Annotated in this window: 14 protein-coding genes and 2 pseudogenes; 9 read left to right on the top strand and 7 right to left on the bottom strand. The window is 73.7% G+C overall.

The genetic code is table 11. From position 1 onward, the window contains the following. Positions 1 to 42: 42 nt before the first annotated feature. From rplI to AC1VL8_RS05210, 5 genes are all read right to left on the bottom strand, one after another. The gene (gene rplI / locus AC1VL8_RS05230; RefSeq protein WP_389234821.1) at positions 43 to 492 is read right to left on the bottom strand and encodes a 50S ribosomal protein L9; all 450 of its coding nucleotides are present in this window, start codon (positions 490 to 492) and stop codon (positions 43 to 45) included. Between the two features lie 14 nt (positions 493 to 506). Beyond that, positions 507 to 743: a 30S ribosomal protein S18 gene (gene rpsR / locus AC1VL8_RS05225; protein WP_122149621.1), complete on the bottom strand. Its 237-nt coding sequence runs from the start codon at positions 741 to 743 to the stop codon at positions 507 to 509. Between the two features lie 125 nt (positions 744 to 868). Beyond that, positions 869 to 1,411, bottom strand: a complete 543-nt coding sequence (locus AC1VL8_RS05220) for a single-stranded DNA-binding protein (RefSeq protein WP_483074416.1) — start codon at positions 1,409 to 1,411, stop codon at positions 869 to 871. Between the two features lie 64 nt (positions 1,412 to 1,475). Continuing rightward, entirely contained in the window at positions 1,476 to 1,769 is a 294-nt protein-coding gene (rpsF, locus tag AC1VL8_RS05215; protein WP_389234814.1) for a 30S ribosomal protein S6, read from the bottom strand. Positions 1,770 to 1,922: 153 nt separating this feature from the next. Then, a complete protein-coding gene (locus tag AC1VL8_RS05210; protein WP_483074415.1) occupies positions 1,923 to 4,301 on the bottom strand; it encodes a transglycosylase domain-containing protein in 2,379 nt (792 codons plus the stop codon). A 272-nt stretch (positions 4,302 to 4,573) separates the two neighbouring features. On the opposite strand from AC1VL8_RS05210, the gene AC1VL8_RS05205 reads away from it, so the two are divergent. From AC1VL8_RS05205 to AC1VL8_RS05185, 5 genes and pseudogenes are all read left to right on the top strand, one after another. Beyond that, positions 4,574 to 5,230, top strand: coding sequence for a PadR family transcriptional regulator (locus tag AC1VL8_RS05205; protein ID WP_389234808.1), 657 nt, complete (start codon positions 4,574 to 4,576; stop codon positions 5,228 to 5,230). Beyond that, positions 5,227 to 6,323, top strand: a pseudogene (locus AC1VL8_RS05200) (inositol-3-phosphate synthase). Before AC1VL8_RS05205 ends, AC1VL8_RS05200 begins: the two are co-directional and overlap by 4 nt. A gap of 173 nt (positions 6,324 to 6,496) precedes the next feature. Then, positions 6,497 to 6,655 (top strand): hypothetical protein, encoded by a 159-nt coding sequence (locus AC1VL8_RS05195; RefSeq protein ID WP_483074414.1) that lies wholly within the window; start codon positions 6,497 to 6,499, stop codon positions 6,653 to 6,655. 103 nt (positions 6,656 to 6,758) lie between these two features. After that, positions 6,759 to 7,049, top strand: coding sequence for a DUF4333 domain-containing protein (locus tag AC1VL8_RS05190; protein WP_483074413.1), 291 nt, complete (start codon positions 6,759 to 6,761; stop codon positions 7,047 to 7,049). Next, complete coding sequence (locus AC1VL8_RS05185) at positions 7,046 to 7,621, top strand: hypothetical protein (protein WP_483074412.1); 576 nt, start codon at positions 7,046 to 7,048, stop codon at positions 7,619 to 7,621. The genes AC1VL8_RS05190 and AC1VL8_RS05185 overlap by 4 nt, the downstream gene beginning before the upstream one ends. A 751-nt stretch (positions 7,622 to 8,372) precedes the next feature. Here AC1VL8_RS05185 and AC1VL8_RS05180 read toward each other — a convergent pair. Beyond that, complete coding sequence (locus AC1VL8_RS05180) at positions 8,373 to 8,849, bottom strand: hypothetical protein (protein WP_483074411.1); 477 nt, start codon at positions 8,847 to 8,849, stop codon at positions 8,373 to 8,375. Between the two features lie 61 nt (positions 8,850 to 8,910). On the opposite strand from AC1VL8_RS05180, the gene AC1VL8_RS05175 reads away from it, so the two are divergent. Continuing rightward, complete coding sequence (locus AC1VL8_RS05175) at positions 8,911 to 10,230, top strand: MFS transporter (protein WP_483074410.1); 1,320 nt, start codon at positions 8,911 to 8,913, stop codon at positions 10,228 to 10,230. A gap of 96 nt (positions 10,231 to 10,326) precedes the next feature. On the opposite strand, the pseudogene AC1VL8_RS05170 reads toward AC1VL8_RS05175, so the two are convergent. Next, positions 10,327 to 11,779: pseudogene (locus AC1VL8_RS05170) on the bottom strand (CCA tRNA nucleotidyltransferase). 208 nt (positions 11,780 to 11,987) lie between these two features. Between AC1VL8_RS05170 and AC1VL8_RS05165 the strand changes: the two are divergent. The 3 genes from AC1VL8_RS05165 to murJ all read left to right on the top strand — a co-directional run bounded on the left by AC1VL8_RS05165 (position 11,988) and on the right by murJ (position 16,522). Next, on the top strand, positions 11,988 to 12,536 hold the full coding sequence (locus AC1VL8_RS05165; protein WP_389234781.1) for an NUDIX hydrolase: 549 nt from the start codon (positions 11,988 to 11,990) through the stop codon (positions 12,534 to 12,536). Next, a complete protein-coding gene (locus tag AC1VL8_RS05160) occupies positions 12,533 to 14,824 on the top strand; it encodes a DUF6049 family protein (protein WP_483074409.1) in 2,292 nt (763 codons plus the stop codon). Before AC1VL8_RS05165 ends, AC1VL8_RS05160 begins: the two co-directional genes overlap by 4 nt. 282 nt (positions 14,825 to 15,106) lie before the next feature. Beyond that, on the top strand, positions 15,107 to 16,522 hold the full coding sequence (gene murJ, locus AC1VL8_RS05155) for a murein biosynthesis integral membrane protein MurJ (RefSeq protein ID WP_483074408.1): 1,416 nt from the start codon (positions 15,107 to 15,109) through the stop codon (positions 16,520 to 16,522). Positions 16,523 to 16,563 lie beyond the last annotated feature (41 nt).

The following is a 16,563-nucleotide window of genomic DNA, read 5'->3' as shown; positions in this document are numbered from 1 at the left end:
CGCACCCGGAGGACCGGGGCGGGGCGTTCGTGGTGCGTCGGATCAGGCCGCGACGACCTTGACGGTCAGCTTCGCGGAGACCTCGGCGTGCAGGCGGACCTGCACCTCGTACTCGCCGGTCGCCTTGATCGGCTGGGCGACCTCGATCTTGCGGCGGTCGATCGACGGGCCACCGGCCGCCTTGACCGCGTCCGCGATCTCGGCGGTGGTGATGGCACCGAACAGGCGGCCCGAGTCGCCGGACTTGGCGGACACGGTGACCGGGTTGCCCTGGAGAGAGTCACGCACGGCGCGCGCCTCCTCGAGGGTCTCGATCTCGCGGACCTTGCGGGCACGGCGGATCGCCGTGACCTCCTTCTCGGCTCCCTTGCTCCACGCGGTCGCGAGACCACGGGGAACCAGGTAGTTACGGGCGTACCCGTCCTTGACGTCGATGACGTCGCCAGGAGCGCCGAGACCCGTGACCTCGTGGGTCAGGATGAGCTTGGCCATGTGTGTGCTCCTTCTCAGCGCGCCGACGACGAGTACGGCAGCAGGGCCATCTCGCGGGCGTTCTTCACGGCCCGCGCGATCGCGCGCTGCTCCTGGACGGTCACGCCGGTCACGCGACGGGCGCGGATCTTCCCGCGGTCGGAGATGAACTTCCGCAGCAGGGCGGTGTCCTTGTAGTCGACCGACTCGATCTTCGCCGCCTTGAGCGGGTTCTGCTTCTTCTTGGGCTTCCGGACAACGGCCTTGGCCATCGTGGTGCTCCTTGTCTCAGGCTGGAGCCCGGGGCGTTGCCATGCCCCGGGATGGGATGTGCTGTGCGGGCGCGCGCCCGTGGTGGTGCCGACCGGTGCGGCCGGCGGTGCTCAGACCGGGTGGATCAGAACGGGGGCTCGTCGGAGTAGCCACCGGCACCGGCACCACCCGCGGGCGTCGCCCACGGGTCGTCCTGCGCCTGGCCGCCACCGCCGCCGTTGAACCCGCCGCCACCGCCCTGGTTGAAGCCGCCGCCACCGCCGCCGCCACCGTTGAAGCCACCACCACCGCCACCACCGGACCGCTGGGTCCGGGTGACCTTGGCCGAGGCGTAACGGAGCGACGGGCCGACCTCGTCGACCTGCAGCTCGTAGACGGTCCGCTTCTCACCCTCGCGGGTCTCGTAGGACCGCTGGACGAGCCGGCCGCTCACGATCACGCGCGTGCCCTTGGTCAGGGACTCCGCGACGTTCTCGGCCGCCTCCCGCCAGATCGAGCAGCGGAGGAACAGCGTGTCGCCGTCCTTCCACTCGTTGCTCTGGCGGTCGAACGTGCGCGGCGTGGACGCCACGGTGAAGTTCGCGACCGCGGCACCGGACGGCGTGAACCGCAGCTCCGGGTCGGCGGTCAGGTTCCCGATCACCGTGATGGTGGTGTCACCAGCCATGCCAGCTCCTCGTTCTCGTCACAGGGGGTGGTGGTCGTCGCACGGTACGCGCGCGTTCCGACACTCAGGCGTCCTGGCGGAGGACCTTCGTGCGGAGGACGGCCTCGTTCAGGCCCAGCTGACGGTCCAGCTCCTTGGCGGTGTCCGACGTCGAGGAGAAGTCCACGACGGCGTAGATGCCCTCGGACTTCTTCTGGATGTCGTACGCCAGGCGGCGACGGCCCCAGATGTCCACCTTGTCGACGCTGCCACCGTCGGTCTTGATGACCGACAGGTACTTGTCGAGCGAGGGAGCGACGGTGCGCTCCTCGATGTCGGGGTCGAGGATGATCATGATCTCGTACTGACGCAGGCTCATACCCACCTCCTCTGGTCTCGGCGGCCACGGTCGTTCCGTGGCAGGAGGGTGTCTCGTGCGTCGCTGCTCCCGCGGCCGGAGTCGATCGGCGACCCGGACGGGCACAGCAGCGTGTCAGTCTAGCGTGCCCGGGCGGTGCCGGATGACCGCGGCTCAGCCGTTGGCGCCGGGCGCGCCGGCGTTGCCCTGGCCCTGGCCCTGGCCCTGGCCTTGGCCCTGCGCGGGCGGCGCCGGGCTCTGCGTCGGCGCCGGCTGCTGCGGCTGCGGCCCGCGGGACACGCGGAGCGTCACCGTCGAGCCGGGCGCGACCTGCGACCCCGCGCCCGGGCTCACCGCGATCACGGTGCCCGACGGGAGCGCGTTGTACTCCTCCGTCACGGCCGGCACGAGGCCCGCGTTCGTGATCGCTGCCTGGGCGTCGCCCACGAGCGAGCCCTCCACCCCCGACGGCACGGCCACCGTGGTCGGCTGCTCGGGCGCGGGCGGGGTCGTCTCGACGGGGGCCTGGGTGGTCGGCGCCTGCGTGGGCTCGACCGCCTTGTTCACGTTCGCCCGCGGCGGGAACGCGACCTCGTCGACGTAGGCGGGCAGCGTGAACACCGGTCCCATGTAGGACGCCCAGAGCGCCGCGGGCCAGGTCGAGCCCGTGATCTCCTCCACGCCACGGCCCCAGGGGGTGATGGTCACCTGGTCCTTGCCGTTCTCGCCCACCTGGCTGAACGCGACGGCGGTCGCGATCTGCGGGGTGAAGCCGACGAACCACGCGGACTTGTTGTCGGTGGACGTGCCGGTCTTGCCCGCGATCTCGCGGCCCAGCGGCTTGACGTACCGCTCGCCCGAGCCCTCCTCGACCACCTGGGTCATGGCGTAGGTCGTGTCGGCCATGACCGCGGCGTCGAACACCTGGGTCGGGGCGGTCTCGCCGGTGTACGCGACGGCACCGTCGGGGTAGACGGCCTGCCGGACCATGAACGGCTTGTGGTAGACGCCCTGGGCGGCGATCGTCGCGTACGCCGACGCCATGTCGAGCGGTCGGACGGTGGCGCTGCCGAGCACGTTCGACGGCACGGACTCCACCGGCGTCGTGATGCCGGCCCGGGACGCCACGTCGACCGTCTTCTCGGGCCCGACCTCGAGGTTGAGCTGCGCGTAGACGGTGTTCACGGACTGCTCCGTGGCCTTGACCAGGTCGATCCGCCCGTAGTCGGTGCCGCCGAAGTTCCGGACGTTGTCCCAGCCGGGGAAGTCCTGCGGGGACCGCCCGTCGTACCTCTTGGTCAGCGGGACGCCGTTCTCGAGCCCGGCGATCAGCGTGAAGGGCTTGAAGGTGGAGCCCGCCTGGATCCGGTCGCGGCTGACGCGGTCGATCTGGTCGACGAGGAAGTCCTCGCCGCCGTAGAGGGAGACGATGCCGCCGTTGGCGGGGTCGACGGACACGACCCCGACCTTCAGGGCCGGGTCGGGCGTCGCGCCGTCGGACAGCTGACCGGTCCGCAGCCGGCCGACCGCCGCGACCGCCTCGTTCTGGACGGTGGGGTCGATCGTGGTGGTGATGGTGAGGCCCGCGGTGCCGAGCATCTCCTCGGTGATCGAGCCGGTCGCGGTGAGCTCCTGCTTCACGTACTGGAGCAGGTAGCCGTTGGTGCCCCCGTAGGTGTCGCTCCGCGAGTACGCGACCAGCGTGTCCGTGGGGAACACCAGGGCGTCCCGGTCGGCCTGCGTGAGGTAGCCGTCGCGGACCATGCCGTCGAGCACGTAGGCCCACCGCTGCTGGGACTTCTCCGGGCTGACCGCGGGGTCCCAGTTGTTGGGCGACGGGATGAGGCCGGCGAGGACAGCGGCCTCGGACACGGTGAGCTGGGCGGCGGGCCGGCCGAAGTAGGCCTGGGAGGCGGCCTCGATGCCGTACGCGTCCCGGCCGAAGTAGATGGTGTTGAGGTAGCGACCGAGGATCTGCTCCTTGGTCTCGGTCTGCCCGATCTTGATGGCGAGCAGCGTCTCCTTGGCCTTGCCGACGTAGCTCGTGGTGGTCTCGCCCACGTAGAACCGCTCGACGTACTGCTGCGTCAGCGTCGAGCCGCCCTGGGTGTCGCCGCCGCGCAGGTTGTTCAGCAGCGCGCGGCCCATGCCGGTGATCGACACGCCCTGGTTCTCGAAGAAGGTCCGGTCCTCGGCGGAGACGACGGCCTGGCCGATGAACGCCGGCAGCGTCTCGTAGTCGACGATCGTGCGGTCGGGTCCGGGGAAGGTGCCCAGCGGGGACCCGTCGGAGAACGTCACGGTCGACGCCTGCTGCTCGGCGAAGCTGTCCGGGTCCGGCACGTCCGTCAGGGCGTACGCGGCGACCCCGACGCCGAGGCACAGGAACACGAGCGCGAGGAAGCTGCCCACCACGAACCGCCAGGAGGGCAGCCAGCGGTGCAGTCCGGTGTACCCGCGCCGGGGGTAGTCGAAGAACCGGCGACGACCGCCGTCGCGGGGCGCTGCGCCGCGCGGGGCGGGTCCCGTGGACCGTCGGGTCGAGCCTGCCAACGCACTGCCTTCCTCTGGACTGCCTCCGGGCTCCCTGCGGCGTCGGGTGCGGCGTGCGCCGACCGAGCCCGGATCAGTATGCGCGAGGCACCTCGTCCTGCCGCTGCCGCGAGGCCCCCGACCGTGGACTTTCACGTGATCGCCACGAGGCCCTCCCGGCCGCGACGCGCCGGTCCGGAACCAGGTGTTGCCCGGATCGCCCGGTTCGCCCTAACCTCCTCGATGTATCAGTTCGATACATCGAGGTTCCACGACGACCGAGGGAGGCCAGCGTGCGCGGACGTTCCGACGTGCTCGAGTCGGCCATCCTCGGTCTGCTGCACGACTCCCCGATGCACGGGTACGAGCTGCGCAAGCGGCTCAACCTCCTGCTCGGGTCGTTCCGCGCCCTGTCGTACGGGTCGCTGTACCCGTGCCTCAAGTCGCTCGTCGCCCGCGGTCTCATCATCGGGTCCGACCCGCACGACGCCCCCGCGCACGGCCTCGCCGGCAAGCGCGCCCGGATCGTCTACCAGCTCACGGCCGACGGCAAGGAGCAGTTCCAGCACGTGCTGGCGTCCTCCGGCCCGGCCGCGTGGGAGGACGAGACCTTCGGGTTCCGGTTCGCGTTCTTCGGCCAGACCGACCGCGAGACCCGCCTGCGGATCCTCGAGGGCCGGCGCACCCGCATGGCCGAGCGCGTCGAGATGATCACCGAGTCCGTCAGCCGGACCCGGGTCCGCATGGACGAGTACACCCTCGAGCTCCAGCGTCACGGGCTCGAGCAGGTCGAGCGCGAGGTCCGCTGGCTCGACGACCTCATCGACCACGAGCGCAGCGCACGCAGCGCCCGTCCCCAGGACGCCGGTCAGCCGACCGACGCCCGCACAGAAGCTGTCGAGGATGACTCCATCGTCGCGGCACAACCCTCTGAGAAGGAGCGAGGATGACCTCCATCCGCGTCGCGATCGCCGGTGTCGGCAACTGCGCCTCGTCGCTGGTCCAGGGCGTGCAGTTCTACGCCGATGCCGACCCGAGCACCAAGGTGCCCGGCCTGATGCACGTCCAGTTCGGGGACTACCACGTCCGCGACCTCGAGTTCGTGGCGGCGTTCGACGTCGACGCGAAGAAGGTCGGCTTCGACCTCTCCGAGGCCATCGTGGCGTCCGAGAACAACACCATCAAGATCGCCGACGTCCCGCCGCTCGGCGTGACCGTCCAGCGCGGCCCGACCCTCGACGGCATCGGCAAGTACTACGCCGAGACCATCGAGCAGTCCGACGCCGAGCCGGTCGACGTGGTCCAGGCCCTCAAGGACGCCAAGGTCGACGTCCTCGTGTCCTACCTCCCGGTGGGCTCCGAGGAGGCCGACAAGTTCTACGCCCAGGCCGCCATCGACGCGGGCGTCGCGTTCGTCAACGCCCTGCCCGTGTTCATCGCGTCCGACCCCGAGTGGGCCGCGAAGTTCGAGGCCGCCGGCGTCCCGATCGTCGGCGACGACATCAAGTCGCAGGTCGGCGCGACCATCACGCACCGCGTGCTCGCCCGCCTGTTCGAGGACCGCGGCGTCGTGCTGGACCGCACGTACCAGCTGAACGTCGGCGGCAACATGGACTTCAAGAACATGCTCGAGCGCGACCGCCTCGAGTCCAAGAAGCTTCTCGAAGACCCAGGCCGTCACCTCGAACATCGAGGACGGCCCGCTGGCCGGCAAGAAGGCCGACCGCAACGTCCACATCGGCCCGTCGGACTACGTCGCCTGGCTCGACGACCGCAAGTGGGCGTACGTCCGCCTCGAGGGTCGCGCGTTCGGCGAGGTGCCCCTGAACCTCGAGTACAAGCTCGAGGTCTGGGACTCCCCCAACTCGGCCGGCATCATCATCGACGCCGTCCGCGCCGCGAAGATCGCGCTCGACCGGGGCACCGGCGGCCCGATCCTGTCGGCGTCGACCTACTTCATGAAGTCCCCGCCGGTCCAGCACGAGGACCAGCACGGCCGGGAAGCTCGTGGAGAAGTTCATCCGCGGCGAGATCGAGCGCTGATCCGGAGTGCAGCGGAGGGTGGGGCGCGAGCGCAGCGAGCGGCCCGCCCGTAGCGGAGCGCAGGATCGGCGCGACCACGAGATCCAGCGCTGATCTCCGCTTCCTGACCGAGGCCCCGACGACCCACCCGGTCGCCGGGGCCTCGGTGCGTCCGGCCTGCGACGATAGAAGGCGTGACGACGACTCCCTCCCCGAGCTTCCCGCAGGCCGAGACCACCCAGCAGCGCAGTCCCGACCGGCGGGCCGCGCTCATCGGTGGCATTGCCGGGGGCTCGGGTGCGGTGCTGGCCGTCGCCCTGATCGTCTTCTTCGCGATGCGCGCCGGGGCGTGAGCGGCTCGACGGCGCCCGACCGCCTGCGGCGGCGCCCGGCACGCCGGCCGCTGAGGCAGGATCCGCGCATGCGGAAGTCCTGGGGGCAGCTGCCGCGCTGCTCGTGCTCTCGGTCGGTGCCTGCTCCGTCTCGGTCGGGTCGGCCGCCGTCGCGCCCGACGACCTCGAGCAGCAGGTCGGCGCCCGTCTCGCCGAGCAGGTCGGTCAGGAGCCCGACGCGGTCGACTGTCCCGACGCGCTCGAGGCGAAGGAGGGCGCCGAGGTCCGGTGCGTCCTCACCTCCGGCGGGTCCTCGATCGGGCTGACCGTCACCGCCACCGCGGTGGACGGGGACGACGTGTCGCTCGGCATCCAGGTCGACGACGACGTCATGGACGAGGGCGCGGGCGCATGAGCGGCGGACCTGCGGCGGAGGCGCTGCGCCGATCGGTCGCCGAGCGTGTCGCCGGCACCCCGTACCAGATGGTCGAGACCCCGGACGGGTTCGACCTGCGGATCGAGCTGGCGGACGCCCGCTGGTACGGCCTGCTCGGCACGGCCGGCCGCAAGCGCGTGGTGCAGCACCGGGTCACGCTCGACGAGCCGCGGATGAAGTACGTGGTCCTCGACGACCTCTACGACGTCCGGTGGGACGCCGTCGCGGACGTCCAGGGCGGGCGGGTGCCCCGCCTCGTCGCCTCCGGCGAGCGGCGCCGGACCACCGGCCGCGTGATGTTCGAGTACTCGTTCGAGAAGACGATCGGCGTCGACGCCGAGACCAAGAAGCCGGACGTGGTCGTCGACTACGTGTTCGACGCCTCGCAGGGGCAGCGGATGATCCGCGAGCCTGCGAAGGCACTGGGGTGGTCCGAGCGATGGAACACGCCGGCCAAGGTGGGCGTGTTCTTCGCCGTCCTGGCGGGGGTCGGGCTGCCCGTGGTTGTCGGTCTCGCGATCTGGGGCTCGGTCACGGGCAACATCGGCTGAGCCCCGTCAGTCCTCCGCCACCACCTGCAGGCTCGCGACGAACTGCTGGAACGCCGGCAGCAGCGACGGCGCCTGCCTGCTGGTCGCCGTGAACGCGCTCTTGAGCACCAGCTGACCCTCCGGGCCGAGCCGTCGGCGGTGACGAGGCCGATCTTGCGCTCGCCGGTCTCCGGGTCGATCTTGAGCAGGGTCCCGGAGACGCCAGCGTGCGTACCAGCTCGGCCTCGGCGCGGACCGCGTCGGGGTCGCCGGGTACGAGCGCCTTCGGGTCGCTGGTGCTGCCGAGCGCGGCCATCAGCGCGAGCCGGACGGGGTCGGCGCCGGGCCGGGCGACGGGCTGGGCGACGGGCTGGGCGTCGGCAGCAGGCTCGACCCGAGCCCGGTGAACGTGCCATCCGCCCGCGCGTCCGCGGCGCGGTACGCCTCGGCCTGGGTGGAGAGCTCGACCGCGAGGACGTCGAGCGTGGTCGTGAGCTGACCGACGGCGAGTCCGGTCTGCGTGCCGAACGTGGCAGCGGCCGCCTTCAGGCCGTCGTGGCCGTAGTCGGCCGCGCCGATGGCGAGCTCGGTCTCCCCGTGGCTGTCGACGACCCGCCGACGACGACGCTCGCCCCGTCCAGCTCGTCCGGGTCGACGTCGATCGATCCGCCCGCCACGTGCACCCCCTGCTCATCGGTCCGGCGAGGCTAGCAACGACCGTGCCGACCACCGTGGTCAGGGGAACCCTGCGGACCAGAAGTCCCCGATCGGATCAGGCGCCGGCGATCTCGGACCGGAGCGCGCCGAGCAGCTCCGCCAGCCCGTCCGCGAGCACCTCGGCCTGCGCCCGCGTCGTGGTGGCGGACACGGTCCAGACGGTCACGGGCCCGCCGTCCGCGCCGGGGACGGCGACGAACTCCTGGACCTGGGTCATCGGCACCGCGACGCCGTCGACGGTCGTGGTGAAGTGCACCTCCTGCGCGACCGCGAGGTCGCCGGACTGCTCGCGGCGCGCGAGCGCGACGTCCTGCTCGGTCGCCTCGATCGCGCGGAGGGCCTCCGCGCCCAGCTCGACCGCGAGACCCGGGTCGTCGGAGCGCTGCACGCCCACGGTGACGTTGGCGGTGAAGCCGGCGTCCGGGGTCTCGTGCGCGGCGGCGAACGCGATGCCCGCGGTGCCGAGCGCCTCCGGCGGGATCAGGTGCCAGCCCGCCGGCAGCGGGGCGGCGTCCTGGGGGTCGGTGGTCATGCGTCTCCTCGGTTCCGGGGGTCCGCCGAGTCTAGGTGGCGGTCCCGGCTAGCCTGTCCCGGTGCAGGTGGTCGCGGATCTGAAGCAGCTCTGGCCCCTCGTGGACTTCCGGCGGCTGCTGACGGTCCGCCTGGTGAGCCAGTGCTCCGACGGGCTGTTCCAGGCCGGGCTGGCGACGCTGTTCTTCTTCTCGCCCGAGAACGCCACCACCGCCACCGGGGTCGCCGCCGCGTTCGCGGTGCTGCTGCTGCCGTTCACGGTCGTCGGGCCGTGGGCGGGTGTGCTGCTGGACCGGTGGCGGCGCCGGCAGGTGCTGCTGGTCGGCAACCTCGTGCGCACCGGGCTCACGCTGGTCGTGGCGCTGACGATGGCGACGGCGGGTGTCGGCCCGCTGGTCTACGTCCTGGCGCTGGTGACGCTGTCGGTCAACCGGTTCCTGCTGTCGGCGCTGTCGGCGTCGCTGCCGCGCGTCGTGGACGGGCCGCTGCTGCTGACGGCCAACTCGATCACGCCGACGCTCGGCACCGTCTCCGCCGGGATCGGCGCCGGCGTCGGGCTGCTGCTCGGGCTGGTGCTCCCCGACGGTCGGCCGAAGGACGCCGCCGCCCTGGTCGTGGCCGCCGCCCTGATGAGCACCGCCGCGGTCGTCGCGACCCGGCTCGGCCGCGACCGGCTCGGGCCGGACGCGCTGGTGGGCACCGCCGAGGTCCGCCGCGCGCTGTCGACGCTCGCGCACGGCCTCGTCGACGGCGCCCGCTACCTCGTGCGGCGCGGCACCCCCGGCCGCGCGCTCGGCGTCATGGCGGTGCACCGGTTCCTGTACGGGGCGGTGTTCATCGCGAGCCTGCTGATCTCCCGCAACCTGCTGTCCGACCCGGCCGACCCGCGCGCGGGGCTGCTGATGTTCAGCACGGTCGCGGCGTTCACGGGCGTCGGGTTCGCCCTGGCGATCGTGGTCACGCCGCTGGTGGCGCCCGTCCTCGGGCCGCACCGGTGGATCGTCGTGTGCCTGCTGGTGGCCGCCGCGACGCAGCTGCTGCTGGTGCTGACCGTGGCGCTCCCGGCGGTGCTCGCCGGGTCGCTGGTGCTGGGCCTGGCGGCGCAGGGCGCGAAGATCGCCGTCGACACGATCGTGCAGCGGGACACCGACGACCGGTTCCGCGGCCGGGCGTTCGCGCTGTACGACGTCCTGTACAACGCGGCGTTCGTGGGCGCGGCCGCGCTGGCCGCCGTGGCGCTGCCGGACACCGGGTGGTCGCGCGGGGTGTTCGCGGCGATCGCGGTCGCGTACCTCGCGGCGGCGCTGGTCTACCGCACCCGCCCGACGACCCCGACGCCGACCCTCTTCCCGTCCCCGTCCCCGTCGGCAGCGCCGAGATAGGGCCTCCGCGCCGAGACAGGGCGCCCGGAGGTCCTGTCTCGCCGCGGAGGTCCTGTCTCGGCGGCGCGGGCGGGCCGGCGCGCGAGCGGCGGCCCCCTACGGGTGCGGCTGGTCCGCCCACCAGGCGAGCAGCGCCGCGCGGGCCTCGTCCGGGCTCATCGGGCCGTGCTCCATCCGGAGCTTCCAGCAGGTGCTTGTACGCCGCGCCGACCTCGCGACCCGGGCCGATGCCCAGGATCTCCATGATCTGCGTGCCGTCCAGGTCCGGACGGATGGACGCCAGCTCCTCCTGCTCCCGGAGCTCGGCGATCCGGGTCTCGAGGTCGTCGTACGCCTCGGACAGCCGTCGGGCCTTGCGCTGGTTGCGGGTGGTGCAGTCCGACCGGGTCAGCCGGTGCAGCCGCTCGAGCAGCGGGCCGGCGTCGGTGACGTAGCGGCGCACCGCCGAGTCCGTCCACGCGCCCTCGCCGTAGCCGTGGAACCGCAGGTGCAGCTCGGCGAGGCGTGCGACCGCCTGCACGGTGGCCTTGTCGAGGTGCAGCGCCCTGAGCCGGCGGCCGACCATCTTCGCGCCCACGACCTCGTGGTGGTGGAAGCTCACGCCGCCGCCCGACTCGAACCGGCGCGTCGCCGGCTTGCCGATGTCGTGCAGCAGCGCCGCGAGCCGCAGCACCAGGTCCGGCCCCGGCACGGCCCCGTCCGGCCCGGTCTCCAGGGCGATCGCCTTGTCCAGCACGGTGAGGGAGTGCTCGTAGACGTCCTTGTGCCGGTGGTGCTCGTCGATCTCCAGGCGCAGCGCCGGCAGCTCGGGCAGCACGTGCTCCGCGAGCCCGGTGTCGACCAGGACCCGCAGGCCGGGCCGCGGCTGCGGGGACAGCAGCAGCTTCACCAGCTCGTCCCGCACCCGCTCGGCGGACACGATCGAGATCCGCTCCGCCATGTCGGTCGCCGCCGCGAGCGCCGCGTCGTCCACCCGGAAGCCCAGCTGCGCGGCGAACCGGGCCGCCCGCATCATCCGCAGCGGGTCGTCGTCGAACGACTGCCGCGGGTCGACCGGCGTGCGCAGCACCCCGCGCGCGAGGTCCCGGAGCCCGTCGAACGGGTCGACGAACGTCAGGCCCGGCAGCCGGATCGCCATCGAGTTCACGGTGAAGTCCCGGCGGGACAGGTCGCCCTCGAGGGAGTCGCCGAACGCGACCTCGGGCTTGCGGGAGGTCGGGTCGTACGCGTCGGTGCGGTACGTCGTGACCTCGACGACGACGTCCTCGGAGCCGCGGCGCGCGTGCCGCCGGGCGCCGATCGTCCCGAACGCACGGCCGATGTCCCAGTGCGCGTCACCCCAGGCGGCGAGGATCCGCTCGCTCTCGTCGGGGGTCGCGGAGGTGGTGAAGTCGAGGTCCGCGGACACCCGCCCGAGGAACGCGTCCCGCACGGGGCCACCCACCAGGGCGAGCTCGTGGCCGGCGCGGGCGAACAGGTCGCCGAGCTCGAGGGCCGCGGGGGCGAGCCCGGCGATCACGCCGAGGGCGCGCTTCTGCAGCGCGACCAGGGCCTCCGTGTCGACGTCGCCCGCGGGGCCGTCGGACGGCGCACCCTGGGGGGCTCCGGGGGCGGGGGCGGGGGTCAGGTCGTCGGACGGCACGGCGCCCAAGCCTGCCAGATCCACCGCGTCGGGAGGAGCGCGCGCACGGGTCCTCCCCCGGGCCCGCACCCCCGTCCGGGCCGCTGGGCAGGGCGGAGTCGTTACAGTGGCCTGCATGCCTGAGCCCGCGCGTGCCCTGCCACCGGCAGGTGTCCCCGCGCCCCCGGGCGGGCACGCGCTGCGGATCGACCCCCGGTCGTCGCGTCCGCGGCAGCCGCACCTGCCCGTCGTCGAGGAGACCTCGGCCGGCGGCCTGGTGGTCCGGATCGACTCGGGTGTGCACGTCGCGGCCGTGATCGCGCGGCGGAACCGGGCGGGCCGGCTCGAGTGGTGCCTGCCGAAGGGCCACCTCGAGGGCGACGAGACGCCGGAGCAGGCCGCGGTCCGCGAGATCGCGGAGGAGACCGGGATCGTGGGGCGCATCGTCCGACGCCTCGGGGTCATCGACTACTGGTTCACGGGCGACGACCGGCGTGTGCACAAGATGGTGCACCACTTCCTGCTCGGGGCCGTGGGCGGCGAGCTCACCGTCGAGGACGACCCGGACGGCGAGGCGGAGGACGTGGCGTGGGTCCCGGTGCTCGACCTCCCGGGCCGGCTGGCGTACCCGAACGAGCGGCGCCTGGCCGAGTCCGCGCACGTCGTCCTCGTCGGCGAGGCATGAGGCTGCGCGGCACGGTGGCGCGCGGACGGGCGGCAGCGGCAGCGGCGGTCGCGGCGTGCCTGCTCGCGCTGACGGGTGCGCCGGCCCTCGCCTCGAGCCCACCCGCGACCGTGGTCGCGGACGCTCCCGCCTCGGTCACGACCCCTGCGGCCCCGTCGACGTCGTCCCTGCCGGTGAGCGTGGCCGTCACCCAGGTCTCCCCGCAGGTGGTCCAGCCGGGTCAGGACCTCACGGTCACCGCGACGCTGCGGAACGACGGCGAGCGCGTCGTCGAGGCACCCCGCGCGTCGGTGCGCATCTACCGGTACCGCATGACGTCCCGCGACGAGGTCGCCGCCTGGGCCGAGGCCGGCACCACCAGCCCGATCGGCGACGTGGCGGCGACGACCGTGCTCGACCAGCCGCTCGCCCCCGGCGCGACCGCGACCGTCCAGGTCGTCGTGCCCGCGGACGACATCCGGCTGCTGCGCAACGACGACGCCTGGGGCCCGCGCGGCCTGACCCTCGACGTCGGCGACGGGCGCACCCGCGTCGGCGTCGACCGCACGTTCCTGCTCTGGGGGTCGGCGCAGGAGGTGCCGCAGACGCACGTCGGCGTCCTCGCGCCCGTCGTCGGTCCCGCGGCCGTGCCGGACGAGGACCCCGCGGACACGACCGCCCCCGACGGGTCGCCGACGGGCACTCCCACCGCCGGCGCCACCCAGGCGCCGGGCGGCACCCCGGGCCCCGCGGCGACCGAGGAGCCGACCGAGCAGGCCGAGGACTCCGCGTCCGACGACGCGCTCGCGGCGCTCACCGCCTCGGGCGGGCGTCTCGGGCGTCTGCTGCAGGCCACCGCCGACCTGCCGTTCGTGAGCTGGGCCGTCGACCCCGCGGTGGTCGACCAGGCCGCCGACGGCGAGCGCGGTGCCCAGTCGTGGCTCACCGCCCTGACGGGCGCCGCGGACGGCCGGGAGCTGCTCCGGCTCCCGTGGGCGGACACGGACCTGGCCGCCGTCGCGCACGCCGGCGCGCCCGAGCCCGGCGCCGACCTGCTGGACGTCGCGCTCGGCGTCCGGGGCGGGCAGACCGCCGGCACGCTGCTCGCCGACGCCGACCCGCTGCTCTGGTCCGCGGACCCGGTCACCGACGCCGCGACCGCCGCCCGCGCCGCCGCGACCGCCCCGGGTGTGCCGCTGGTCGTCGGTCCCGACAGCCTCCCCGCCGACGACTCCCAGGCACCGAGCGCGCCGTCGACGGTGAGCACCGCGGCGGGCGCGGTGACCGCCCTGGTGCCCGACGAGCCGCTGAGCGACCTGCTGGCCGACCCCGCGGCGGTGCAGCCCGGCGTGACCGCCGCGACCGCCGCGCAGCGCGTGCTCGCGGACACCGCCGTGCTCGCGCGCTCGGACGACGCGGCCGACACGTACCTGCTCGCCGCGCTGCCCCGCGACTGGGCGCCGACCGCGATCTCCCGGGCGCAGCTCGTCGCGCTCGACGCCGCGCCCTGGGTGGAGACCACCTCCGTCGCGGGGATCCTCGACGCCCACCGGGCCGGGGACGCCGCCGGCGACGGGGCCGAGCGGGCCGACCTGCCCGCGTCGCAGCGGTCCGAGGCCGAGCTCACGCCGGCCTGGGTCGACGCCCTCGCGGCCGGCTGGCGTGCGGCAGGCGAGTTCGCCGCGGTGGTCGACGACCCGGACGCGCTGCTCGCGGGGCTCGACGCGGACCTCGTGGCGCCGCTCGGCGTCGCCTGGCGGCTGGACCCCGACGGCCGCACCACCGCGGTGAACGGCGCCCTCGCGCAGGCCACGCGACGGCAGTCCGGGCTGTCCGTGCTGCTCAACGAGCAGTTCACCGTCATCTCCAGCTCCGCGCAGATCAGCGTCGCCGTCCGCAACGAGCTGGACCAGGACGCGCGCGTCCGCGTCGAGCTGCGCCCGCAGAAGGGCTGCCTCGACACCGCGCGCTCCGGGCTGACCACGGTCGCGGCGGGCTCCGACACCACCGTGCTCCTCACGCTGCGTGCCAGCGCGAACTGCGACGTCACCGTGGACGTGAGCCTGGTCTCCGAGCAGGGACGGGTGCTCGCGGACGAGGTGCAGTTCTCCGCCCGGGTGGCGCCGACCATCGAGAGCGTGGGCGCGGTCGTCGTCGGCGCGCTGCTCGCCCTCACCCTGGCGTTCGGCATCTGGCGCACCGTCCGCCGCGGCCAGACGTCGCGGCGCGGCGCGAAGGTCGCCCCCGACGCCGCCGAGACGGACGGCGCCGCGCACCCCACCGACCCTCCCGGACGACTGGACACCTGATGAGCACCCCCGCCACCCCCGCGGACGCCGCCGACCCGGACGGCACCGCCGCGGGGACCACCGCCGGCGGCGGCACCGACCCGGCTGCCGTCCCCCCGGCTGCCTCGGGCCTGCGCCGGTCGTCGCTGATCATGGCGTCGGGCACTGCCGCCTCGCGGGCGCTGGGCGTGCTGAACACGATGCTGCTCGCCTGGGCCATCGGCGGCACCGGCGCCTTCGCGAACGCGTTCTCGGTCGCGAACAAGCTTCCCGAACACGCTGTACCTGCTGATCGCCGGCGGCGTGCTCAACGCCGTCCTCGTGCCGCAGGTGGTGCGGGCCTACCGGCGCGCCGACGGGCAGCAGTACGTGGACCGGCTGCTCACGGTCGGCGTCGTGCTGCTCGGGGGTCTCGCCGTCGTGCTGACGGCGGCGGCGCCGCTGCTCGTGCTGCTGTACTCGGACTTCGCGGACCCCCGGGTGACCGCCATCGCGACGACGCTGGCGTACTGGTGCGTGCCGCAGGTGTTCTTCTACGGCCTGTACTCGCTGCTGGGTCAGGTGCTGAACGCCCGCGGCTCGTTCGGCCCGTACATGTGGGCCCCGGTCGTGAACAACATCGTGTTCATCACGGGCCTGGTCGTGCTCGTCCAGGTCCACGGCCGGGTCGACGAGTCGAGCCCCGTCGGTGGCTGGAGCGCCGCCCAGAGCGCCGCGCTGGGCGGGACGGCGACGCTCGGGATCGTGGTGCAGGCGCTCGTGCTGCTGGTCCCGCTGTACCGCAGCGGGTTCCGGTACCGCCCGCGCTGGGGCCTGCGCGGCTCGGGTCTCGGCAGCGCGGGCCGGGTCGCGACCTGGACGTTCCTCGGGCTGCTGATCGGGCAGGTCGGGGTGTGGCGGATCAGCGTGGTCGCGAGCTCGGTGACGGACGCCGGCGTCGCGGGCAACGGCGTGTACGACCGGGCGTTCCTGATCTTCATGCTCCCGCACTCGCTGGTCACGGTGTCCCTCGCCACGGCCCTGTTCACCCGCCTGTCGGGACGTGCCGCGGCGGGCGACACCGCCGGGGTCCGCGGGGACCTGTCGCTCGGGCTGCGGACCGTGGGGGTGTTCACCGTGCTCGCGACCACGGGGCTCGCCGTGCTGGCCTACCCCCTGAGCCGCGTGATGTTCTGGGACGAGCGGGACACGGGCGTGCAGGCGCTCGCCACCGCGGTGGTGGTGCTGGTGCTCGGGCTGGTCCCGTTCGGCATCTGGTCGCTGTGCCAGCGGGTCTACTACGCGTACGAGGACGCCCGCGGGATGGTGCCCGTGCAGGTGCTGATGGCCGCGCTCGTCGTCGGTGGCACCGAGCTCGGCCGCGTGCTGCTGGACCAGCAGTACTGGGTCGCCGCCGCGTGCGCCTCGATGGCGCTGTCCTACCTGGTCGGGGCCGCGGTGGCGCTGGTGGCGGTGCGCCGGCGGCTCGGGCGCGTGGACGGTCGCCGCGTCCTGGGGCTGCACCTCAAGGCCGCCGCCGGTGCGGTGCTCGCCGCCGCAGCGGGTCTCGGGCTGCTGGCGGCGCTCGGCCCGGTGCAGGACGTGCGGGACGGGATCGTCGCGTGCGTGCTCGGGGCGGTCGTGATGACCGTGGTGTACGTCGGCGTGCTCGCGCTGCTGCGGACCCCCGAGCTGCGCAGCCTGGTCTCCCCGCTGCTGCGTCGGGTGCGCCGCCGCTGACCCGCGACGCGCCGCTCGTCGTCCCCAGGCACGGGCGTCGA

The sequence above is a fragment of the Cellulomonas sp. KU4C genome, assembly GCF_056868065.1.
The sequence above is the reverse complement of the archived record's forward strand: the minus strand, read 5'-3'. Positions and strand labels throughout refer to the sequence as shown.